This is a genomic window from Methylobacterium phyllosphaerae (assembly GCF_001936175.1).
GTDB lineage: Bacteria > Pseudomonadota > Alphaproteobacteria > Rhizobiales > Beijerinckiaceae > Methylobacterium > Methylobacterium fujisawaense.
In genome coordinates, this window is the sequence record NZ_CP015367.1 from 1,126,565 (window position 1) to 1,147,736 (window position 21,172).

Here is a 21,172-nt window from a genome sequence, read left to right on the forward strand (position 1 = left end):
ACCGGCCCCGGCGGCGCTCACGGTCCCGACGCCGCCCGCACCTGGCCGGTCATCTGGGGGAGCGCGCCGAGCGCCTCCGGGGCCTGGGTCGATCCGGGCAGGAGGAGGTAATCCGGCGTGAAGCCGGAAAAGTCCTGCAGTCGCTTCAGGTTCGGCACGCGCACGCTCTTGCGTCCGCTCTCGATCAGTCCGGCCCTGCGCAGATCCGAGAGGACCCGCGAGAGGTGGACGTTCGAGAGCCCCGCCGTGTCGGCCAGTTCCGACTGCGCCAGCGGCAGGCGGTAGTCGGGCTCCAGGCCGAGGCCGACGGCATTCAGGCGGGCGAAGAGTTCGCAGATGATATGGGCGACCTGCCGGTCGGCGGACCGGCGCCCCACCCCGACCAGCCATTCCTGGAGCACGGCTTCGTCGACCAGAACCGACCACCACAGGGCGCGGTAGATGTTGGGCCGGCGGGCGGCGAGCTCCTTGATCGTCCGGTAGGGCACGGAGGCGACGGTGCAGGGCGTCAGCGTCGCCACGGAGTGGATCGCCCGGTTGAGGAGGGAGGCGTGCAGGTCGCAGCCGTCGCCGGGCACCAGATAGGCGAGGATCGATCGCCCCCCGTCGGGCACGAGCTTGTAGCGGCAGGCAAATCCCTGAAGGATCACGTAGGCGGCGTCGGGCCGCTCGCCTTCCGAGACCAAGTCGCGCCCCGCCTCGACCTGCGCGGTCGCGCTGGTCGCAGCGTCCAGCGCGGCCATGTCGGCCTCATCCAGGTCTGCGCGCAGCGCCAGCTTGCGAAGGAAGGGGTTCAAGGGATGTTCCGGAAGCACCGCGCCGCATCAGGAGCCGCGCCAGCGTAAACGCGCGACCGCCTATTCCTACTCCCTCGGGTCATCACATCACCGTCTCGTCCGGCCCCGGATGCCGACGGCCTCGATCCGCCGGACCATTGAACGGCCGGGCATACCGCTGCCCAGATGCGGCGTTCAGCAGAACCGGGCAAGAGCCGGACCGTTTGGGATCCACAGCCTGCGCCGGGACGAGCCACGCGACGGAAAGGCCGTGCAGACCCGCCCGTCAGGCCCAGGCTCGGCCGGATCGCGCGGGTGAGCCCGGCGCATCAGGAAAGCCGAAGCGTGCGCAGGACGGTGCCGGCCCCGTCGTGGATCTCCATGCGCCAGCCCTCCCCGGCGTCCGGCAGCTCGCCGGCGCGCCGGAACTCCTCGATCAGCACCAGCGCCTCCGCTTCCGCTTGCGCGATCGACGCGGCCAGGACGCCCACCTCGTCCTCGATCGTCTCGCCGTCGCTGCTCAGGCGAAAATAGTAGCGCTCTGCCATATCATCCTTCTGCACAGGCCCGGACCCGATTTCGACCCGCCCGCGGGCTGCCGCCCGTCGGGCGACGCGTCCGCGCGCCGCGGGTTGAGGTAAGTGGCATCGATCCGCGCCCGATCAACGTGTCGGCGAAAACCCGATGGCAGATGCCCACCGGTTGATCCCGCCGCCGACCGAAGCAGCATGAAGCTGCCGGTCTCGCGGGCGAAACGCCGCCGATCTGTGCGCCGCTCCGGCCGGGCCGCCGCGCGATGAGGCATGCCTAAATATGTGGCATACGATTTGCGAAGCCCCGAACCGTCGCAAGGAAGACGACGCAGGGGACCGCCATGAAGGCATTTGGAACTTGGGCTTCGGCCGCCGCGCTGGCCGCCGGGCTCGCGATGGGCGCCCTGGGGGCAGGCCCCGCGCGGGCTCAGGAGACCATCAAGGTCGGCATCCTGCACTCGCTCTCGGGCACGATGGCGATCTCGGAGACCACCCTCAAGGACGCGATGCTGATGCTCATCGCCGAGCAGAACGCCAAGGGCGGCGTGCTCGGCAAGAAGCTGGAGCCGGTGGTGGTCGACCCGGCCTCGAACTGGCCGCTCTTCGCCGAGAAGGCCCGCGAGCTGATCAGCAAGGACAAGGTCGCGGCCGTGTTCGGCTGCTGGACCAGCGTGTCGCGCAAGTCGGTGCTGCCGGTGTTCAAGGAACTCGACAACATCCTGTTCTACCCCGTCCAGTACGAGGGCGAGGAGAGCGAGCGGAACGTGTTCTACACCGGCGCCGCCCCGAACCAGCAGGCGATCCCGGCCGTCGACTACCTGATGTCGGAGGATGGCGGCGGCGCCAAGCGCTGGGTGCTGGAGGGGACCGACTACGTCTATCCCCGCACCACCAACAAGATCCTCGAAGCCTACCTCAAGTCCAAGGGCGTCAAGGACGAGGACATCCTGATCAACTACACGCCGTTCGGCTTCTCGGACTGGCAGACCGAGGTGTCGAAGATCAAGGCCTTCGGCTCGGCCGGCAAGAAGACCGCCGTGGTCTCGACCATCAACGGCGACGCCAACGTGCCGTTCTACAAGGAACTCGGCAACCAGGGCATCAAGGCGACCGACATCCCGGTCGTCGCCTTCTCGGTGGGCGAGGAGGAGCTCGCCGGCATCGACGCCAAGCCGCTGGTCGGCCACCTCGCCGCCTGGAACTACTTCGAATCGATCAAGACGCCGGAGAACGAGGCCTTCATCAAGAAGTGGCAGGCGTTCAAGAAGAACCCCAAGGCCGTCACCAACGACCCGATGGAGGCCCACTATATCGGCTTCAACATGTGGGTGAAGGCGGTCGAGAAGGCCGGCACCACCGACCCCGACAAGGTGATCGACGCGCTGCCGGGCATCGAGCAGAAGAACCTCACCGGCGGCACCGCCACGATGCTGCCGAACCACCACATCACCAAGCCGGTCTTCATCGGCGAGATCGAGGCGAACGGCCAGTTCGACGTGGTGTGGAAGACCGACACGCTGATCCCCGGCGAGGCGTGGTCGAAGCAGCTCGAGGGCTCGAAGGACCTCGAGGCCGACTGGGTCAAGCTCAAGTGCGGCAACTACAACACCAAGACCAAGACCTGCGGCGGCGCCTGAGGGGCGCTCCCGCTGAACGGAGGTGCCGGACCTCCAGTTCGGTCCGGCACCTTCGGATCGCGGTGAGGCGCGGGTCCCCTCTCCCGTGCGGGAGAGGGACAGGGTGAGGGATCGGGTCCTTCCGGACAGCGCGCACCCCTCACCCCAACCCTCTCCCGCCCGGGAGAGGGGGCCTGTCGCGCCTCGCATCGACCGATCCGTGCAGACCACGGCCGCCCGTTGGCGAACTCAGGTGCCGCACGCGTCCCCGTCCCGCTTCACAGGCGCAACGAAAGTCTCGATGCTCCGTCTCCTCACCCTCCTCGTCCTGCTGCTGGCCGCCCCCGCGCTGGCCCAGGCGCCCGATCCCTACGGCCAGCTCGCCGGAGACGGCTACGCCGAGATCGAGGCGGGCGTCTCCGGCCTCGCCGCCAGCGGCGACCTGCGCGCGGACGCGATCCTGTCGGCCCTGTCGGACGGACGGCTGCTGGTGCGCCCCGCCGACAGAACCCTGCTGATCCGGCAGGGCGGCACTCTGGTCGACGCCCGGACCGGCGCCGCCGCCGCCGACAGTCCCGACCTCAAGCCCGTGCGCGCCAACAACCGGGTCCGCCGGGCGATCGAGGCCGCCCGCGGGCAGCTCGACCTCGCGAGCCCCGATCCGGGAAAGCGGCGCATCGCCGCCGACGCGGTGTTCAAGGCAAGGGACGCGGCGGCCCTGCCGGCCCTCGACGCCGCCCTGGCGCGCGAGACCAGCGCGCCCGTCCGGCAGGCTTTGACCGAGGCCCGCGCCGCCGTGCTGCTCGCCAGGCCCGGCACCGCGGAGACCGACCGGATTGCCGCAATTCCCGCCATCCAGGCCCGGGGCGATGGCGACGCGATGGGCATCCTGCGCGGTCTGGCGGCGGATCCGAGCGAGGCGGTGCGCAATGCCGCCGCCCGGGGCATCGCGGCGATCGAGACGCGGCTCGCGATCCTCGGGGCCCTCCAGAACGTCTGGTACGGGATCTCGCTGGGCTCGGTCCTGCTGCTCGCCGCCATCGGACTCGCCATCACCTTCGGGGTGATGGGCGTGATCAACATGGCCCACGGCGAGATGGTGATGCTCGGCGCCTACACGACCTATGGCGTGCAGGAGGTGATCCGCACCCAGGCGCCGTCCCTGTTCGGCTGGTCGCTGGCGATCAGCATCCCCTGCGCGTTCCTGGTCGCCGGCCTCGTCGGCGTGCTGATCGAGCGGTTCATCATCCGTTTCCTCTACGGGCGCCCGCTGGAGACGCTGCTCGCCACCTTCGGGGTCAGCCTCGCGCTCCAGCAGGGCGTGCGCTCGATCTTCGGTCCGACCAACCGCGAGGTCGGCGCCCCCGCCTTCATGAGCGGCGCTTTCGATTTCTACGGCCTGTCGATCACCTGGGGCCGGATGTGGATCATCGCGTTCGCGCTGGCCGTGTTCCTGGGCCTGCTGTTCGTGCTCAGAAGAACGTCGTTCGGCCTGAAGACCCGGGCGGTCACCCAGAACCGGCGCATGGCCGCCGCCATGGGCATCCGCACCCCCTACGTCGATGCCCTGACCTTCGGGCTCGGCTCCGGCATCGCCGGCATCGCCGGGGTGGCGCTGTCGCAGATCGACAACGTCTCGCCCAATCTCGGCCAGGGCTACATCATCGACTCTTTCCTCGTGGTCGTGTTCGGCGGCGTCGGCAACCTCTGGGGGACGCTGGTGGCGGCGCTGACACTCGGCGTCGTCAACAAGCTCGCCGAGCCGTATGTCGGCGCGGTGCTCGCCAAGATCGGCCTCCTGGTCTTCATCATCCTGTTCATCCAGAAGCGCCCGCGCGGCCTGTTCGCGCTCAAGGGCCGGGCGGTGGAATCGTGAGCCCCATGCCGTCCCGCGCGCCCCTCATCGACCTGAAGGGCTGGATCTTCCTCGCCGTCCTGGCCGCCTTCTGCGGCGCCGTGCCGGTGCTGAACCTCGCGGTGCCGGAGGGCTCCGGCCTGCACCTGCCGACCTACCTCGTGTCGCTGTTCGGCAAGTACCTCGCCTACGCGCTGCTCGCGGTGAGCCTCGACCTCGTCTGGGGCTATTGCGGCATCCTCTCGCTCGGCCACGCGGCGTTCTTCGCGCTGGGCGGCTACGCGATGGGTATGTACCTGATGCGCCAGATCGGCTCCCGGGGCGTCTACGGCAACCCGGTCCTGCCCGACTTCATGGTGTTCCTGAACTACAAGGCCCTGCCCTGGTACTGGTACGGGTTCGACCACTTCGCCTTCGCGGCCCTCATGGTGCTGCTGGTGCCGGGGCTGCTCGCCTTCGTGTTCGGCTGGCTCGCCTTCCGGTCGCGGGTCACGGGCGTCTACCTGTCGATCATCACCCAGGCGCTGACCTACGCGCTGATGCTCGCCTTCTTCCGCAACGACATGGGGCTCGGCGGCAACAACGGGCTCACCGACTTCAAGGACCTTCTGGGATTTTCGGTCCAGGCGCAGGGTTTTCGCGTGGGCATCTTCGTGGCCACCGGCGTGGCGCTGGCGCTCGGCTACCTGATCGCCCGGGTCATGACGGTCTCGGCCTACGGCAAGATCCTGATCGCCGTGCGCGATGCCGAGAGCCGCACGCGCTTCCTCGGCTACCGGCCGGAGCACTTCAAGACGCTGGCCTTCACGGTCTCGGCCATGATGGCCGGCGTCGCCGGCGCCCTCTACGTGCCGCAGGTCGGCATCATCAACCCGGGGGAGTTCGCCCCCACCAACTCCATCGAGACGGTGATCTGGGTGGCGGTGGGCGGGCGCGGCACGCTGGTCGGCGCGGCTCTGGGCGCCGTGCTGGTCAACTACGCCAAAACCGTGCTCACCGGCGTGATGCCCGACGCGTGGCTGTTCGCGCTCGGCGGCCTGTTCGTGGTCGTGACGCTGTTCCTGCCGCGCGGCCTCGTCGGCACTGCGATCGAGCGTCTCGGCTCCCGGCGCGCCGCCGCCACGCTGCCGCCGGAGCCCGACATCGCCCCGAAACTCGCCGAAGAAGGGCAGGGCTCGTGAGCACCGACCTCGTTGAGCGCCCGGACGCCCGGGGGCCCGCCAACCGGAAGCGGGAGACGGACGCGCTCCTCTACCTCGACGACCTGCGGGTCACCTTCGACGGCTACAAGGCCCTGCGCGGCCTGTCGCTGACCCTGGCCCGGGGCGAGTTGCGGGCGATCATCGGGCCGAACGGCGCCGGCAAGACCACCATGATGGACTGCATCACCGGCAAGACCCGGCCGGACAGCGGCATCGCGCTGTTCGACGGCACCCATGACCTGCTCAGGAGCGACGAGCCGGCGATCGCCGACCTCGGCATCGGCCGCAAGTTCCAGAAGCCGACCGTGTTCGAGAGCCACACGGTCGCCGACAACATCCTGCTCGCCCTCAAAGGCCCCCGCGCGGCCTTCGCCTCCCTGTTCGGCTGGCGCAACCGGGTGGAGGCCGCGCGGATCGACGCCCTCTTGGAGACCGTCGGCCTGCTGGCCCACCGGGGCCGCCCGGCCGCCGATCTCAGCCACGGCCAGAAGCAGTGGCTGGAGATCGGCATGCTCCTCGCCCAGGACCCCAAGCTCCTGCTGGTCGACGAGCCTGTGGCCGGCATGACCGACGCTGAGACCGCCGAGACCGCCCGGCTGCTCCGGCGGATCGCGGGCGAGCACGCCGTCCTCGTGGTGGAGCACGACATGCACTTCGTCCGCGACCTCGGCTGCCGGGTCACCTGCCTGCACGAGGGCGCGGTGCTGGCCGAGGGCTCGATCGACGCGGTCTCGGCCGACCCGCGGGTGGTCGAAGTCTATCTGGGACGATGACCATGCTCAGTGTCGAAGGCATCGACCTCTATTACGGCGCCGCCCAGGCGCTCCGCGGCGTCTCCCTGACGGCCGAGGCCGGGCAGGTGACGACGGTGCTCGGCCGCAACGGCGTGGGCAAGACCTCGCTCATGCGGGCGATCGTCGGCCAGCAGCCGGTGCGCTCCGGCGTGATCCGGCTCGACGGCCGTCCCATCCAGAACCTCGCCCCCTACGACCGGGCGCGGGCCGGGATCGCCTTCGTGCCCCAGGGCCGCGAGATCTTCCCGCTGCTCACCGTCAAGGAGAACCTGGAGACCGGCTTCGCGCCGCTGAAGCGCCGCGACCGCCACATCCCGGGGGAGATCTACGACCTGTTCCCGGTGCTCAAGGACATGCTGCACCGGCGCGGCGGCGATCTCTCGGGGGGCCAGCAGCAGCAGCTCGCCATCGCCCGGGCGCTGGTGACCCGGCCGAAGCTCCTCGTGCTCGACGAGCCCACGGAGGGCATCCAGCCCTCGATCATCAAGGATATCGGCCGGGCGATCACCTATCTCCGGTCCAGGGGCGAGATGGCGATCGTGCTGGTCGAGCAGTATTTCGCGTGGGCGCGCGACCTCTGCGATTCCTACGCGGTGATGGATCGCGGGCAGGTGGTGCTCGCCGGCCCCCGGGCCGGGATGGTGGAGGCCGACGTGCTCCGGTGGATGTCGGTGTAGGGCGCGCCGGTCGCCACGCCCCTGCCGGTGCTGCGCCGGAGGCACTTGGGAATCCGGACCTCCGATCCGATTATTCGGACGGATGTTCAGCAATCAGACGATGGGCATCCGAAACGCCGGTCACGAAATCTGTGTTCACCGCCTCGTTCGGCCAAGGTTAAACCACAATTTGGGTTCGCCATGCGGGCCAACCACGGGGGCGCCCATGACGATCCTGGATCCGATCACCGGCGAGCTGGTCACCATCTCCCTACCAAGGCCGCGTCCGCAGACCGGTCCGCGCTGACAGGCGGTGGGGCCTCATGACGAACGCGACCGATCGAAGAACCGGACGCCGCGGCGGTCGTAGCGGCCGCCCCCAGATCCGGACGATGCCGCCGGGTCTGCTGCTGGCCGGCGGCACGGGGGCGAACGCCGCGCTGACGGCCATCGACCTCATCGCCCAGGCCCGCGCGGCCCGCCGAGAGGCCGAATCGCGCGACGGTGCGGACCGCGCGGAGCAGGGCTGACGGCGGCGACCGATTCGGTCACGCCATCGCCCGCCTGTGAGAATCGGGCTCCGCGCGACGCGGGCGTCCCGCCGGCTGCCGGGCCGGCACGGTCCGGCTTGAAAGCACCCGCGCAGGAGGGTCAGAAGGCGCCAGCCTCGCAACCGCTGACGGGTGACTCATGAAGATCGGCGTCCTGATCCTGGCCGGAGCCTGCGGCGTGATCGTCGGGATCGTCATCGGATACGTGGCGGGCACGCGCGTCAGCCAGGCCTTCGCACGGCTGCCGGTGACCGACCGCTCCCCCGCCGCCCAGGCGCTCCGGATCGTCTCGCAGATCGCCACCGAGCACGGCCTCACCCGGGACGCGCCGCTGAAGGCGATGATCGACTTTCAGGCCGGCGGGGAGGGGACGGAGCGTCCCGGCAAGGGTACCGGCAAGGACCGGCGCGATCTGGCCCGGTAAGGGGAAATCCGCGACCGCATGCGTGCCGGCCTCACGCGACCGGCACCGGCCGCGGGCGCAGCCTGATGCTGGCGGCGATGAGGACGGAGCGCAGCTCGGCCGGCCGAACCGGCTTCGAGAGGATCGGGATGTCCGGTGCGCCCAGATCCTCGCGCACGCGCGCCTCGTCATGGCCGCTCATCACCACCGCCGGCAGCGCACGGCCCGCCAGGTCGCGGACCGCCGCGATGCACTCCGTTCCCGTCACGCCGCTCCCGAGTTCGAAGTCGGTGATGAGGAGGTCGATCTCGGGCAGCGCAGCGGGGATCCCGGCCTCGGCCTGAACGCGGCATCCCCATTTGCGCAGCAGGCTGGCCGTCGCCCGCAGGACGGCGCCGTCATCCTCCACCAGCAGCACGCGCAGCCCGCCGATCGTCGCCGGCGGGTCGAGGGCGTCGCGCGCGGCCGCGGGCACCGGAGCCTCGGCGAGGGGGAGGTCGCCGATGGTCACGCAGGTTCCGCGCCCCGGCACCGAGCGCAGGGTCACCGCCAGGTCCAGCAGCGCGCCGAGCCGCCGGACGATCGGCAGGCCCAGGCCCACGCCCTCGACGTCCCGGTCGCCGCGGCGGCGGATCTGGTAGAATTCGTCGAAGACCCTGTCCTGATGCTCGGCCGGGATTCCCGGGCCGCGATCGTAGACCTGGATGGCGAGCCGACCGCCCCGCCGCCGGCACGCGATCAGGATCGGCCGGCCGGGCGCGTACTTGATCGCGTTGTTGACGACGTTCTGCAGCATCGTCGTGAGCAGCGCCCGGTCGGTGTCCACGACGCTGGCGCAGGCACGGCGGCGCAGGACCGTCCCGGCAAGCTGGGCGGCCTCCGAATTCTGGCGCCACACGTCGTCGAGGATGTCGTTGATCGGGACAGGCTCGGGGCGGGGCACCACCCGGCCGCTGTCGAGGGTCGAGATATCCAGAAGCGACTTGAACAGGCGCGAGACGCTCTGCAGCGACCGGTCGATGTTCTCGACCATCTGCAGTTCCTCCCGACCCAGCGCGGCGTCCCGCAGGCAGGCGGTGAACAGGCTGATGGCATGGATCGGCTGGCGCAGATCGTGGCTCGCCTGAGCCAGGAAGCGCGACTTGGACAGGTTCGCCTCCTGCTCGCGCTCATAGGCGCGGCGCAGACGCTCCAGGAGGCTGTAGATGTAGGTCGGCACGAGGACGGTGATGGCCGCCAGCGTCAGGACGAGAAACGGATTGCCGCGCCAGTACGCGTTGAAATACGTCGTGACCGCGAGCGAGACCAGGGCCGCGGCCGTGGACGCCTTCAGGGAGGTGCCCCCGTAGCGCAGGCCGTTGCCGACGATCAGCCGGATGACGATCGCGTAGAGCGGCAGGAACGGCGCGCCGCCCACGGCCATCGCGTAGGTCATTCCGCCGAGATCGAGGGCGAAGGTGACGACGCGGCGCGGCGTGTTGCTGCCGGGATGCCGGGCGATCCAGCCGTACAGCGCGACGGCGAAGACCCAATGGCCGGTCACGAGATAGGCGACGAACCGGGCTTCCGGCGGGGCGATGCCACCGTAGATCTGGGGCAGGAGATACAGGCAGGCGCAGCCGATGACGACGGCTCGGATGAGGGCCTGCGCCTTCTCGTTGTCGTACGCCTCGTCCCGCTGGCGGCGCGGCTGGAACATCGGCGATCAGGCCGGGCCGGAAGCGAACGGCACGGCCCCGACGCCGTCCCGGGACTTCACGGGGGCTGCGCCTCCGGCATACGGCCCGCCCCCCCTCCTGCCGGCCCCGGTATCCTGCTGTCGCGTCATCGTGCGAACTGCCCAGCCGTATCACCGCCCGGACCCGGGTAACGGCCGCAACCGTCGCCGACCGAGGACAGATCTCTCAAGCCTACCTGAGGGTGAGCAGCACTACCAGTGGTAAAAAGAAGGGGCGATCGGGCGACGCGGACGGCATTTCCGGGCGCCGGGCGGCTATACAATCCTCGACAATCCTCGGCACAGCCCAGTCCGATCATCGCAACAACATCGATTTGGAAAATATTCAGTGTGATCTTGTTTACGACACTGCAAAAATAGTTTCGCTCCACGGCCGAGTGCTCCCGGCGACCGGCACCCCGTGGCGTGGCGGGTGGCCCTCCGGGAGGCCGGCCGGGTGGCCGGCCTCAGCGGTAGGTGCCGGAGGCCGGGTCGAATCGATAGAGGCGGGCATCCCGGTCCGTGGCCGGACGCAGGCTGCCGTCCGCGCCCAGCACGGTGCCGCTGAGGGTGACCCGGACCGGGGGCCACGCGGCGGGATCGCGGGGATCCTCCGGCCGGATCTCCAGCCGGCCCTCGCTCGTGCCCATCCGGCAGGGCTCCTCCTCGACGCAGGCGGCCGAGCCGTCCGAGCCGGCCGAAACCTCGCCCGCCAGCACCCAGCGCGTCGGCGCCCCGTAGAACTGCAGGAGGAGGAAGGAGAAGTCGCGGGCCCCGGCCGCACCGGAAGCGGCAAGGCGCAGGCCCATCAGGAGGCGCCCCCGGCTCAGCGGCTTGAACACCGCGCCTCGCTGCTCGTCCACCGCCGGGGCGCTGCCGTTGCGGTTTCCGGTCCCGATCCGCCCGGACAGGGTCTGCACCCCCGCGAGACGCCAGCGCATGTCCTTGAGGGCGTAGGTGGCGGCCGCGACGCTCCGCCGGTTGGGCGCGGCGGCATCCTCACCCGGCGCCGGCATCGTAACGAACCCGGTGAACCAGCTCCCGGTCTCGGTGGAGAACATCGCGGCGGTCCAGAACTCCGCCGTGCGGCCGTCCTTCATCCGGCAGGTCTCGGCTTCCTTGTCGGCGGGCCGCCCGCAGATCGCCGCCAGCACCGTGGCATGCGGCAGCATGGCGAGGTCGGGATCGGCCGCAGCGGGCCGGGCGGCCAGTCCGGACAGCCCCGCCAGGCCCAGACCCGCCAGACCCGCCAGACGCCGCATGCGGGCCGGACGCCCGACCCCGTGTCCCGATCGCCTCATGCCCCGGCCTTTGCCACGGGGTCCGCGACGGCGACATTCGGACAGGTGTACGATCGGACGCGCCGCAGCCGCCCCGCCCCCCTCATTCACCGACACCGGCCGTCGCGGCTTTCGCGGCCGCCGCGGAACGGGAGGTGACGTCGAGGGCCCGCAGGAGCGCCGAGACGTGGATGCGGACGGTGAAGGGCGAGATGTCCAGTTCCCGGGCGATCTCCTTGTTGGTGTGCCCCCGGGCGACGAGGCGCAGCACGTCGCGCTGGCGCTGCGTCAGGGGCGGGAGCGGTCCGCGCGGTAGGGCGAGGCCCGAGACGGGGCTTCGCCGGATCACGAACTCCCCGTCGCGAATCGCCGCGATCGCCTGGGCGATCTCCGCTGCCGGCAACGCCTTGCCGATGAAGCCGTCGGCGCCCTCGGCCATGACGGTCCGGATCAGGCCCTCGTCGTCGGTCATCGACACGACGACGATCGAGGCCCGCTCGAACTCGACGCGCAGCGCTCCGATGGAGTGCCGGGGATCGAGGCCGGGGAACAGAAGGTCGAGGAAGAACGCCCGGGGCGGCGGCCCGGTGCGGGCCATTGCCAGGACCTGCTCCATCGTGGCGGCCTCCCGGACGAGGGCCTGGGGATAGAGCCGTTCGGTGATGCGCCGCATGCCCTCGCGGAACAGCGGATGATCGTCGGCGACGATGAGGGTCTCGCGCGCGGAGCCGTTCATTCCACTCCCGATCGCAGCATCGGAATCTTTCCCCACGACGTCCCCAGCACAGGGCCATGCCGGATGAAATCCAGGCCCTGTCAAGGGTGCGACGATAGGTCAGATACACTAGTAGACCGGTTTTTTCCGCATGCCTAGAAGTCAGCCCGTCATGATGACAGGCATCGGCCGCCGGTTCTTTTGAATCTTTCCAAAAACATCAAGGCTGTTTGTCCTGTCGTGCGTGCCGATGCGGCGCACGAATTACGTCGTTCCATGTTCGGGGGCCTGCTGGATGTCGGAAGTCGAGCGCCAGAATGCTGAGCGGCAGGCTCAGGACAGGCTGTCCGGTCCCCACGCGGCCCCGAGCCCGGCGGCATCCGCCAAGCCGGCCCTGTCGCCGAGCCTCATCGCGATCGTGGGCGGGCTGGTGGCAGCGGGCGCCGTCGCGGGCGTGCTGCTCTCGGGCGGCGGCGAGACCGCCGGGACGGCCGAGCGGCCGGCCCTGAACCTCGTCAAGACGGGCCAGATCGACAAGGCCGCCGAAACCCTGCCCGCCGACGAGAAGGACAAGATCGTCGCCGAAGCCAAGGCCTGCCGGGCGCCCCTGGGCCTGATGCGCCTGTCGAAGACGAAGGCCGATGCCGGCGGCGTGGTGCGCATCCGCGCCGGGAACTACCTGTCGCCGGCCTTCAACATCACCGACGGGCCGATCAACATCGCGGTCCCGTTCCCGGCCCCCTACGAGGCCGGCAAGGGCGAGATCGTCATCGAGGGCGCCGCCAAGGACGTGTTCGTCGAGCTCACCCCGGGTTTGACGGTCGATACCACCGCGGGCGTCAGGCGGATCCCCGTGATCTGGAACACCAGCAAGCCCTGCGGAGGCTGACGGATGTCGAAATCCGCCATCCTCCCCTTCGTCGTCTCCGGCCTCGTGGTCGCGGTCCTCACGCCGCTCCTGCTGAGCACCGATTACGGCCCGGTCGCCTGGTGGAACGCCGCCGGAGCGGAGCTGCGGTGGAGGGCGGCGATCGGGATCGCCGTCGCCCTGCTGGCGGCGATGGGCCTCGCCGCGACCGCGACGGCCGCCCGCAAGGCGGAGTCCGGCCTCGGGCAGCCGGCCGGGGGCCTGCTCGCCCTGCCGCGCCTGATCGTGGCGCCGCGCCGGGTCGTGGAGGCCCGGTCTCCCGAGGCCGTGATCGCGAATCTGGAGAACATGGTCGGGCTCGCGCCGGTCAAGCGCGAGGTCAACGCCCTGATCGCGCGGCTGGAACTGGAGCAGCGGCGGCGCGCCGAGGGCCTGCCGGTGGCGGCGATCAGCCAGCACATGGTGTTCACCGGGCCTCCCGGCGTCGGCAAGACCGAGGTCGCCCGGGCGATCGGCGAGATCTACCGGTCCCTCGAGGTGCTGCGCCGCGGGCATCTCGTGGAGGTCGACCGCGCGGCCCTGGTGGCGGGCTATGTCGGCCAGACCGCGGCCAAGACCCTGGAGAAGTGCCACGAGGCCCTCGACGGCATCCTGTTCATCGACGAGGCCTACACCCTGGCCGCCGGCGGCGGCGGCGGGAGCGACTTCGGCAAGGAGGCGATCGACACCCTCCTCAAGTTCATGGAGGACAACCGCGACCGGATCATCGTGATCGTCGCCGGCTACACCAACGACATGCGCCGGTTCATCGACACGAATCCGGGACTGGCCGGCCGCTTCACCAAGACCATCGAATTCCCGCCCTACAGCCCGAAGGATCTCTGCGAGATCCTGAAGCGCATGGCGGCCCGGCAGCAATTCGCGCTCCCCGAGGGGTTCGAGGCGGCGCTCACCCCCTGGCTCGCGCAGCGGTCCCGCGCCGAGGACTGGTCGAACGCCCGCGAGATGCGGACCCTCCTGGAGAAGGCCCGCGAGGCCCAGGCCGCCCGGGTCGCCCTGCAGGGCGGCGACCTGCGCCGCCTGGAGATCGTCGATCTGCTCCGCGCCACCGGCGAGGACGCCTGACGGCGAGACGATCGCGGGACGCCCCGCGCCCGTTCAGCACCACGGCCAGCACCAAGGTTTGTCACGTCCATGGAACGCCTCGACAAGCATCCGGTCGCGCTCTTCGCGGTCATCGTGCTGGGTGCCACCGGCCTGCTGGTCGCCCTGCGGCCGGACCTGCTCGGACCGCTCGCCGCGACGCCCGCGGCCCTGCTGCGCAACGGCCTGATCCTCGGCGGCCTCGTCGGGGGCCTCCTGGCGGCGAGCTACATCCCGGCGCGGATCGAGGCGACGCGGCGCGCCCTGGACCAGGCCCGGGCGAGCCGCAGGATCCGCCCGATCCGCTTCGTGGACGACGGCGCGGGCGCGGAGAAGAAGGACCTCCTGGCCACCGCGCTCGCGACCCTCGACGGCATGGTCGGCCTCGACCCCGTGAAGCTGGAGGTGAAGGGCGTCATCGCCCGGATGCAGGTGGAGCAGCAGCGCCGCGCCCAGAACCTGCCGGTGGCGGCCATGAGCCAGCACATGGTGTTCACCGGGCCCCCCGGCGTCGGCAAGACCGAGGTCGCCCGGATCCTCGGCAACGTCTTCAAGGCGCTGAAGGTGCTGCGCAAGGGCCACGTCGTGGAGGTCGACCGGGCCGGGCTGGTGGCGGGCTATGCCGGCCAGACCGCGATCAAGACCCTGGAGCGCTGCCGCGAGGCCCTCGACGGCATCCTGTTCATCGACGAGGCCTACACCCTGGCCGCCGGCGGCGGCGGCGGGGACTTCGGCAAGGAGGCGATCGACACCCTCCTCAAGTTCATGGAGGACAACCGCGACCGGATCATCGTGATCGTCGCCGGCTACACCAACGACATGCGCCGGTTCATCGACACGAATCCGGGGCTTGCCAGCCGCTTCACCAAGACCGTCGAGTTCCCGCCCTACAGCCCGCCGGAACTCGCCGAGATCCTGAAGCGCATGGCGGCCGGCCAGGGCTTCGTCATGCCGGAGGGGTTCGAGAAGGACCTCGCGGCCTATGTCGGCGCCCGGTCCAAGGCCGAGGACTGGGCCAATGCCCGCGAGATGCGCACGGTGCTGGAGAAGGCCCGCCAGGCGCAGGCGCTGCGCCTCGCCGCCAGCCCCGGCGGCGACATCAACCGGCTCGAGCCCGCCGACATCGCCGCGGCCCTCGGCCGCCAGGCCGGCGGCGCGGTCGACATGGACGCCGCCCGGAAGGTCATGGCCCGCCTCGACGCGATGATCGGGCTCGCGCCGGTCAAGGAGCAGGTGAAGACCGTGGCGGCGCGGGTGCTGGTCGATGCCCGGCGCCGCGCCGAGGGCATCGAGGTCGGCGCGGTGAGCCAGCACATGGTGTTCACCGGCCCGCCCGGCGTCGGCAAGACCGAGGTGGCGCGCATCATGGGCGACATCTTCCGGGCGCTCGGCGTCCTGCGGAAGGGGCACGTGGTCGAGGTCGACCGGGCCGGGCTGGTGGCGGGCTATGTCGGCCAGACCGCGGCCAAGACCCTGGAGCGCTGCCGCGAGGCCCTCGACGGCATCCTGTTCATCGACGAGGCCTACACCCTGGCCGAGGGCGGCGGGGGCGGAAGCGACTTCGGCAAGGAGGCGATCGACACGCTCCTCAAGTTCATGGAGGACAACCGCGACCGGATCATCGTGATCGTCGCTGGCTACACCGGCGACATGGCGCGGTTCATCGACACGAATCCGGGACTGGCCGGCCGCTTCACCAAGACCGTCGAATTCCCGGCTTACGATCCTTACGACCTCGTCGAGATCCTGCGCCTGATGGCGTCGCGGCAATCCTTCCGGCTGCCGCCGCGCTTCGAGACCCTGCTGATCCCGTGGGTCGAGCAGCGCGCGCAGCGGCACGACTGGGCGAATGCCCGCGCGATGCGCACCCTCCTGGAACGCCTGCGCGAGGCCCAGGCGATGCGGCTCGCCAGCGATCCCCTGGGCGATTACGGCCAGTTCGAGCTCGTGGATTTCGAGCGGGCGCTCGGCGGCGGCGCCCCGCGCCTCGCCGCATTGTCGTGACGGCGCGGGAGCCGTCGCGGCCATGAGCATCGCACGCGAGGACTGGCTGCGCGCGCACGCGACCCTCTGGTACGACGATCGCCGCTACCGCCTGGCTTGGCTCGCCCTGCCGCAGGCCGTGACCTGCGCGGTGGCGGGCCTGTGCATGGCGCTGGCCGCGCAGGGCGTCTGGGGTCAGCCGGCCACCGCCTCGAAGGCGCGGATCGCCGAGCTGAGCGCCCTGCGCGACCGGGCCGGCAAGGACGGCGACCGCACGGCGTTCGACGCGCTGACCGCCGCGGCCACCCGGGGCCAGATCGACGCCGCGACCAAGCTCGGGACGCTCTACGACCCGCTGACCGCCGCCTACTTCCCCAGCAAGCCCGCGCCGAACGATTTCGCCCGGGCGGCCGCCCTCTACGGACCGGGCGCCGCGATCGGCGACCTCCTGGCGGTCGCGCGCCTCGCGGACGTGCTGCTCGATCCGGCCAACCCCAACCGCGACCTCCGGCGCGGCTGCCGCCTCGCCCAGACCTGGTTCGACGATCCCGAGACGCTTGAGCGCACGATCACCGGCGAGGAGCGGCTCACCGTCAAGCTCGCCACCTGCTACGTCGAGCCCGAGAGCGGCCTGCCGCAGGACCCGGTCCGGGCCGGGGGGCTGGTGACCGCGGTGCTGTGGCGCAAGCACCGGCCGACGATGGACGCCTTCATCAACAATCTCGGCCAGCAGAACCCCGCCCTGGTGTCGGGCCTCCAGCGGCATCTGGCCGAGCAGCGCCGCTATATCGGCCCCGTGGACGGGCGGCCCAATCCCGGGATCATCACGGCCCTCCAGGTGGAGGCGGGGATCACCAACACGGTCGCGACCCCGCGGCCCGAGCCGCGGCGGATGGCGCCCAAGGGCCCGGATCCGGAGGTGATCGCCCTCGCGACCGCCGCCCGGGCCGGCGACCGGCGGAAGCTGGCCGAGCTCAAGGGCCGGGCCGATGCCGGGGACGCGGACGCGCTCACCGCCTATGCGCGCCTGTTCAACCCGGTGATGAACAAGGGCGACGTCTTCGCGCCGGACGCGCAGGTCGCCGTGGCCGCCTACGAGCGCGCCGCGGCCGCCGGGCACGGCATGGCGGCGGGCGAGGCCGCGGTGCTCTACGATTCCGGCTACGGCAACGTCGCCAAGGATCCCCGGAAGGCCGCGGCCCTCGCCCTGCGGGGCATCGACCTCAAGGACGACCAGATCACCTTCTGGCTGCTGTTCCCCGAGGCGGGGCACTGGAGCGACGGGTTCTGGGGCGCCCTTCAGGCCGAACTGACCACCCGCGGCTTCTACACGCTCCCGGTCGAGAACACGCGCAATCCGGCGGTCATCACGGCCCTGCGCGCCTACATGAAAGCCAAGTCATGAGCGGCGTCTTGATCGGGACCGACCGGCTCCGGGCGCACGCGACGCTCTGGTACGCGGATGCGCGCTACCGCCTCGCCTGGCTGGTCCTGCCCCAGGCCGCGGTCGCGCTCCTGGCCGGCCTCGCCCTCGCGCTGCTGAAGCCCGCGGGCGAGTGGGGTAAGCCCGCCGACAGCAAGGAGAACGAGAAGCTCTATCTCGACCTGCTCGACAAGGCCGGCAAGGACGGCGACAGGGCCGCCTTCGAGAAGCTCAAGGCGGGTGCCGAGGCCGGCGACGTCAGCGCCCGCTCGTTCATGGGCGCCCTCTACAATCCCGAATGGGCCGCGCTCTACGTCAAGAATCCCGTCAAGCCCGATGCCGCCAAGGCCCTGACCTACTACCAGAAGCCCGCCGACCTCGGCTTCCCCGGGGCCCAGCGCGGCATGACCGAGCTCCTGCTCAACAGAGGCCGCGGCCAATACGATCTCAAGCGGGGCTGCCGCTACGGGCTGGCCTTCCACGCGAACCCGGTCGCCGCCCGGAACGCCTATCTCGATTCCTGGTCGACGCTCTACTGGATCGCCGGCTGCTACACCGATGCCGAGAGCGGCGTCCCGCGCGATCCGCAGAAGGCCGCCGACCTCTACATGGACACGGTGGCGGCCAAGCTGCCGCTGGCGGTCAGCACCTTCACGGACGAGCTCGGCCGCCAGCCCCCCGACCTCGTGGCGGCGATCCAGCGCAATCTCGCGAAGCGCGGCTTCTACACGGGCCCCGCCGACGGGTCGGCGACGCCGCAGACGCGCGCGGCCGTGCAGGCGCTGGCCGGCAGGGCCGCCGGCCCGCAGACCAATCCGGGGACCGGCAATCCAGGGGCGGGCAATTCCGGGGCTGGCAATTCCGGGGCGGGCAATTCCGGCCCCGGAAAGCCGGGCACGCCGCCGCCCGCGACACCGCCCGCGACACCGCCCGCCTCCGCGCCGAGCGTCGAGGCGTTGATGGCGCTGTTCAAGAGCGCGACCACCAACGCCGCCGACGAGGCGAAGCTCAGGAGCCTGGCGGAGAGCGGGGTCTCGGTGGCGCAGTATCTCTACGCGCTGCTCCTGTCGCCGGCGAACACGGAGCAGCGGATCACCGCCCCCGACGGCCTCTTGGCGCGGCGGTATCTGGAGCGCCTCGCGGGCGAGGCCTCCTTCGCCCCCGCGGCGGCCTCGGCGGCGTTCCTGTTCGATATCGGCGGCGCCGGCCTGCAGCGGGATCCCGGCAAGGCGGCCGACATGACGATCCGCGCCCTCGAACTCAAGTCCACCGAGATCCTGCAGAACCTCGAGCAGGACAAATGGGGCGTCGGCTTCTGGGCCGCGCTCCAGCAACGCCTCGCCGACCGGAATCTCTACCAGGGCCGCGTCGTCGACCAGCGCAACGACCGCACCATCCAGGCGGCCCGCCGCCTCCTCGGCAATCCATAGGAGACGGCCATGGCCCCCCGCCGCCGTTCGAATCCTGCGCGGTTCCCGGCCCCTCGGGCCGGGCGCCGCCTCGCCCTCTTCGCCGCCGCCCTGTCGGCCGGCCTCCTCCTGCCCGCCGCCGCGCAGGCGCAGATCAAGGTCCGCAAGGCCGATTGCTTCTTCGCAGCCGACGGCAGGACCGTCATCGACGGGGTCTGCGAGTTCCTGACCGACGCGCGCAGCTACGGCGTGGGCGGGTTCCGCCTCGCCACCTACGACAACGGCTACCTGCGCGACGGCGTGGTCGTGTCGGTGACGGCGCCGGGCCGGGGCACGGCCACCTGGAACCGGGAGCCCGGCGGCAAGCCCGAGGACGGCCCCGCCGACGGCGTCACGTCGGAGGGCGCCTGCTGGACCGGGTCCCGGAGCCGGGTCTGCGCCTGGAAGGTCGGCGAGGGCCGCCCCGGCTTCGGCGGGGCTCCCGCGGCGGCGCCCGAGACCGGCGCGCCGCGGGCCGCCGATTGCTACCTCGAGGTCGCCGGCGATGTCCGCCTCGACGGAGCCTGCCAGTTCCGGGCGGAGACCGGGCAGACCGGTGCCCGCGGCTTCGAGATCCGCTCCTATTCCGGGAGCAAGCTCGACGTCGTGGCGCAGCTCGTCCGCGACCCGCAGAACCCGCTGAAGGCCACCGCCTTCTGGAACGGGTCGTCCGGTGGCCTGCGCGCCGCCGAATCCCTCGGCGCCCTGTCCCCGAGCGGCCCCTGCTGGGACAATGACGGCGTCCGTCTCTGCGTCTGGCAGCCCGGCCAGCCTCGCGGCGGCTGGGACCGGCGGGACGGCGGGACCGCGCCTTCCCGCGATCGGCCCGCCGAAGCGCGGGCTCCGGCCCCGCCCGACACGCCGCCGTCACCGTCGCCTTCGCCGTCTCCACCGCCCGCGCCCCGCGACACCGCGGAGGCGCGGGACCCGCCGCCGGGCACGTTCCTCAAGCTGTCCTTCAAGGGCCGCTGCGAATCCCTGGTGATGGACGGGGAGGACCTCACCGCCCTCTGCGCCTCGGGTGCGGTGAACACCTCCGTCGTCGGGAGCCCGAAGGCCGGGTTCATCTTCGGCACCACCGACGGCAAGGCCATGGCGTTCCTGGCCTCGGCGAAGGGCCTCGTCGCGGGCGGCACCCTGCGCCAGCCCATCGACGAGCTGATGTACGCCGAGCGCGACCAGTCCACCATCAAGGTGAAGGGCACCTGCGAGTTGCCCAACCCGATGGGCGGCCCGGTGGTCATCACGTGCAACGCCCAGTCGACGAACAGCACCTACGCGGTCCGGTTCCGCACCGATGGCGGCAAGCCGGTCCTGGAGCGCTCCGACCCGAAGTGAGCGTCCCGCCCGCGGTCCACGACCGCCTGTCCCGCAGGCCGAGGAGGAATCCCATGGCACACAGCGTCCCGAAGACGAGAGCGGCCGGGGTCGTGCGGCCTGGGCGACCCGGCGTCATCGGCCTCCTCATCGGCCTCCTCGGGCTCTGCCTCGCGGGGCCGGCGCTCGCCGGATCCACGAGCGTGACCGCGCGCCCCGGACAGCGGATCCGCCTCGACGGCTACGCCACCCACGAGACCCGGCCGGGCTGCCCGTCGGTTCCGGCGGCCGCGGTCGAACTGGTCACGCCGCCCCGCGGCGGACGGATCGAGCAGCGGCGCGAATTCCTGGTCCTCGGCCGGAACACCGACGGCACCCCGTCGCGGGACGGCTGCCAGGATGTCGAGCGGGACGCGCGGGCGCTCTACTACACGGCCCGGCCCGATTTCTCCGGCCTGGACACGGTGTCGGTGATCGTCACCTTCGTCACCGGCGAGGAGGCGACCTACACCTACAGGATCACGGTGCCCGAGGGCGAAGGCCGGCGGGCGCCGGCGGTGTCCCAGGCACCCGCCCCCCGCGACGCGGGCCTCTCGCGGCCGGCCCCGACGGCGCGCGCCGCTCCGGCCGAGCGAGCGGCTCCGGCTCCGGCGCCCCAGGAGGCCAGCACCGGCGACTTCCTGCGCGACGCGGTCCGGGGCGCGGTCCCGGCCGGCCGGCCGGCACCGGCTTCGCCGCCCCCGAAGGCCGCAGAGGCCGCGGCGCCCGTATCCGGCACGCCCGCACCGCCCGCGTTGCCGCCACAGCAGCTGGCACCGCCGCGGCCGCCCGCCGCGCCGCAGCTCTGACGCGCCGCGGACGGTCAGCCCTGCGGCGGAGGCCGCGCCCCCAT

General features: G+C 71.3%; 19 protein-coding genes. 14 read left to right on the forward strand and 5 right to left on the reverse strand.

Features of this window, described 5'->3' with window-relative positions; translation table 11 throughout:
- Positions 1-17 precede the first annotated feature (17 nt).
- Both MCBMB27_RS04920 and MCBMB27_RS04925 read right to left on the reverse strand, forming a co-directional pair.
- Positions 18-797 carry a Crp/Fnr family transcriptional regulator gene (locus tag MCBMB27_RS04920; RefSeq protein ID WP_043389319.1) on the reverse strand — a complete coding sequence of 260 codons (780 nt, stop codon included), beginning with the start codon at positions 795-797 and terminating at the stop codon, positions 18-20.
- A 308-nt stretch (positions 798-1,105) separates the two neighbouring features.
- On the reverse strand, positions 1,106-1,324 hold the full coding sequence (locus MCBMB27_RS04925; RefSeq protein WP_043355064.1) for a DUF6894 family protein: 219 nt from the start codon (positions 1,322-1,324) through the stop codon (positions 1,106-1,108).
- Between the two features lie 326 nt (positions 1,325-1,650).
- On the opposite strand from MCBMB27_RS04925, the gene urtA reads away from it, so the two are divergent.
- From urtA to MCBMB27_RS04960, 7 genes are all read left to right on the forward strand, one after another.
- Positions 1,651-2,946 (forward strand): urea ABC transporter substrate-binding protein, encoded by a 1,296-nt coding sequence (gene urtA / locus MCBMB27_RS04930; protein ID WP_043355066.1) that lies wholly within the window; start codon positions 1,651-1,653, stop codon positions 2,944-2,946.
- 280 nt (positions 2,947-3,226) lie between these two features.
- Positions 3,227-4,801 (forward strand): urea ABC transporter permease subunit UrtB, encoded by a 1,575-nt coding sequence (gene urtB, locus MCBMB27_RS04935; protein ID WP_075379986.1) that lies wholly within the window; start codon positions 3,227-3,229, stop codon positions 4,799-4,801.
- Between the two features lie 5 nt (positions 4,802-4,806).
- Positions 4,807-5,961 carry an urea ABC transporter permease subunit UrtC gene (urtC, locus tag MCBMB27_RS04940; protein WP_075379987.1) on the forward strand — a complete coding sequence of 385 codons (1,155 nt, stop codon included), beginning with the start codon at positions 4,807-4,809 and terminating at the stop codon, positions 5,959-5,961.
- Positions 5,958-6,755: an urea ABC transporter ATP-binding protein UrtD gene (gene urtD / locus MCBMB27_RS04945; RefSeq protein ID WP_075379988.1), complete on the forward strand. Its 798-nt coding sequence runs from the start codon at positions 5,958-5,960 to the stop codon at positions 6,753-6,755. The genes urtC and urtD overlap by 4 nt, the downstream gene beginning before the upstream one ends.
- Before the next feature lie 2 nt (positions 6,756-6,757).
- Complete coding sequence (urtE, locus tag MCBMB27_RS04950; RefSeq protein ID WP_075379989.1) at positions 6,758-7,453, forward strand: urea ABC transporter ATP-binding subunit UrtE; 696 nt, start codon at positions 6,758-6,760, stop codon at positions 7,451-7,453.
- A gap of 371 nt (positions 7,454-7,824) precedes the next feature.
- Positions 7,825-7,962 (forward strand): hypothetical protein, encoded by a 138-nt coding sequence (locus MCBMB27_RS04955; RefSeq protein ID WP_236952905.1) that lies wholly within the window; start codon positions 7,825-7,827, stop codon positions 7,960-7,962.
- Between the two features lie 160 nt (positions 7,963-8,122).
- Positions 8,123-8,407: a hypothetical protein gene (locus MCBMB27_RS04960; protein WP_075379990.1), complete on the forward strand. Its 285-nt coding sequence runs from the start codon at positions 8,123-8,125 to the stop codon at positions 8,405-8,407.
- Between the two features lie 31 nt (positions 8,408-8,438).
- Here the strand turns inward: MCBMB27_RS04960 and MCBMB27_RS04965 are convergent, their stop codons facing one another.
- The 3 genes from MCBMB27_RS04965 to MCBMB27_RS04975 all read right to left on the reverse strand — a co-directional run bounded on the left by MCBMB27_RS04965 (position 8,439) and on the right by MCBMB27_RS04975 (position 12,119).
- The gene (locus MCBMB27_RS04965) at positions 8,439-10,085 is read right to left on the reverse strand and encodes a hybrid sensor histidine kinase/response regulator (protein WP_075379991.1); all 1,647 of its coding nucleotides are present in this window, start codon (positions 10,083-10,085) and stop codon (positions 8,439-8,441) included.
- Positions 10,086-10,570: 485 nt separating this feature from the next.
- The gene (locus MCBMB27_RS04970) at positions 10,571-11,404 is read right to left on the reverse strand and encodes a hypothetical protein (protein WP_075379992.1); all 834 of its coding nucleotides are present in this window, start codon (positions 11,402-11,404) and stop codon (positions 10,571-10,573) included.
- Positions 11,405-11,486: 82 nt separating this feature from the next.
- The gene (locus tag MCBMB27_RS04975; RefSeq protein ID WP_043389341.1) at positions 11,487-12,119 is read right to left on the reverse strand and encodes a LuxR C-terminal-related transcriptional regulator; all 633 of its coding nucleotides are present in this window, start codon (positions 12,117-12,119) and stop codon (positions 11,487-11,489) included.
- Positions 12,120-12,393: 274 nt separating this feature from the next.
- Here MCBMB27_RS04975 and MCBMB27_RS04980 point away from each other — a divergent pair, with 274 nt between their 5' ends.
- The 7 genes from MCBMB27_RS04980 (at position 12,394) to MCBMB27_RS05010 (ending at position 21,128) form a co-directional block, all read left to right on the forward strand.
- On the forward strand, positions 12,394-12,987 hold the full coding sequence (locus tag MCBMB27_RS04980; RefSeq protein ID WP_075379993.1) for a hypothetical protein: 594 nt from the start codon (positions 12,394-12,396) through the stop codon (positions 12,985-12,987).
- 3 nt (positions 12,988-12,990) lie between these two features.
- The gene (locus tag MCBMB27_RS04985) at positions 12,991-14,091 is read left to right on the forward strand and encodes an AAA family ATPase (protein ID WP_075379994.1); all 1,101 of its coding nucleotides are present in this window, start codon (positions 12,991-12,993) and stop codon (positions 14,089-14,091) included.
- Positions 14,092-14,160: 69 nt separating this feature from the next.
- Complete coding sequence (locus MCBMB27_RS04990) at positions 14,161-16,113, forward strand: AAA family ATPase (RefSeq protein WP_075379995.1); 1,953 nt, start codon at positions 14,161-14,163, stop codon at positions 16,111-16,113.
- 22 nt (positions 16,114-16,135) lie between these two features.
- Entirely contained in the window at positions 16,136-17,497 is a 1,362-nt protein-coding gene (locus tag MCBMB27_RS04995; protein ID WP_043355316.1) for a hypothetical protein, read from the forward strand.
- Positions 17,494-18,945, forward strand: coding sequence for a peptidoglycan-binding protein (locus MCBMB27_RS05000; RefSeq protein ID WP_075379996.1), 1,452 nt, complete (start codon positions 17,494-17,496; stop codon positions 18,943-18,945). The genes MCBMB27_RS04995 and MCBMB27_RS05000 overlap by 4 nt, the downstream gene beginning before the upstream one ends.
- Positions 18,946-18,954: 9 nt before the next feature.
- Positions 18,955-20,301 (forward strand): hypothetical protein, encoded by a 1,347-nt coding sequence (locus MCBMB27_RS05005; protein ID WP_075379997.1) that lies wholly within the window; start codon positions 18,955-18,957, stop codon positions 20,299-20,301.
- A 53-nt stretch (positions 20,302-20,354) separates the two neighbouring features.
- The gene (locus tag MCBMB27_RS05010) at positions 20,355-21,128 is read left to right on the forward strand and encodes a hypothetical protein (RefSeq protein WP_236952906.1); all 774 of its coding nucleotides are present in this window, start codon (positions 20,355-20,357) and stop codon (positions 21,126-21,128) included.
- The last annotated feature ends 44 nt before the right edge of the window (positions 21,129-21,172 follow it).

Coding starts and splice junctions, on each gene's coding strand:
- MCBMB27_RS04925 (WP_043355064.1), bottom strand. CDS start 1,324: ATGGCAGAGCGCTACTATTTTCGCCTGAGCAGCGACGGCGAGACGATC.
- urtA (WP_043355066.1), top strand. CDS start 1,651: ATGAAGGCATTTGGAACTTGGGCTTCGGCCGCCGCGCTGGCCGCCGGG.
- urtB (WP_075379986.1), top strand. CDS start 3,227: ATGCTCCGTCTCCTCACCCTCCTCGTCCTGCTGCTGGCCGCCCCCGCG.
- urtC (WP_075379987.1), top strand. CDS start 4,807: ATGCCGTCCCGCGCGCCCCTCATCGACCTGAAGGGCTGGATCTTCCTC.
- urtE (WP_075379989.1), top strand. CDS start 6,758: ATGCTCAGTGTCGAAGGCATCGACCTCTATTACGGCGCCGCCCAGGCG.
- MCBMB27_RS04955 (WP_236952905.1), top strand. CDS start 7,825: ATGCCGCCGGGTCTGCTGCTGGCCGGCGGCACGGGGGCGAACGCCGCG.
- MCBMB27_RS04960 (WP_075379990.1), top strand. CDS start 8,123: ATGAAGATCGGCGTCCTGATCCTGGCCGGAGCCTGCGGCGTGATCGTC.
- MCBMB27_RS04965 (WP_075379991.1), bottom strand. CDS start 10,085: ATGTTCCAGCCGCGCCGCCAGCGGGACGAGGCGTACGACAACGAGAAG.
- MCBMB27_RS04970 (WP_075379992.1), bottom strand. CDS start 11,404: ATGAGGCGATCGGGACACGGGGTCGGGCGTCCGGCCCGCATGCGGCGT.
- MCBMB27_RS04975 (WP_043389341.1), bottom strand. CDS start 12,119: ATGAACGGCTCCGCGCGCGAGACCCTCATCGTCGCCGACGATCATCCG.
- MCBMB27_RS04980 (WP_075379993.1), top strand. CDS start 12,394: ATGTCGGAAGTCGAGCGCCAGAATGCTGAGCGGCAGGCTCAGGACAGG.
- MCBMB27_RS04985 (WP_075379994.1), top strand. CDS start 12,991: ATGTCGAAATCCGCCATCCTCCCCTTCGTCGTCTCCGGCCTCGTGGTC.
- MCBMB27_RS04990 (WP_075379995.1), top strand. CDS start 14,161: ATGGAACGCCTCGACAAGCATCCGGTCGCGCTCTTCGCGGTCATCGTG.
- MCBMB27_RS04995 (WP_043355316.1), top strand. CDS start 16,136: ATGAGCATCGCACGCGAGGACTGGCTGCGCGCGCACGCGACCCTCTGG.
- MCBMB27_RS05000 (WP_075379996.1), top strand. CDS start 17,494: ATGAGCGGCGTCTTGATCGGGACCGACCGGCTCCGGGCGCACGCGACG.
- MCBMB27_RS05005 (WP_075379997.1), top strand. CDS start 18,955: ATGGCCCCCCGCCGCCGTTCGAATCCTGCGCGGTTCCCGGCCCCTCGG.
- MCBMB27_RS05010 (WP_236952906.1), top strand. CDS start 20,355: ATGGCACACAGCGTCCCGAAGACGAGAGCGGCCGGGGTCGTGCGGCCT.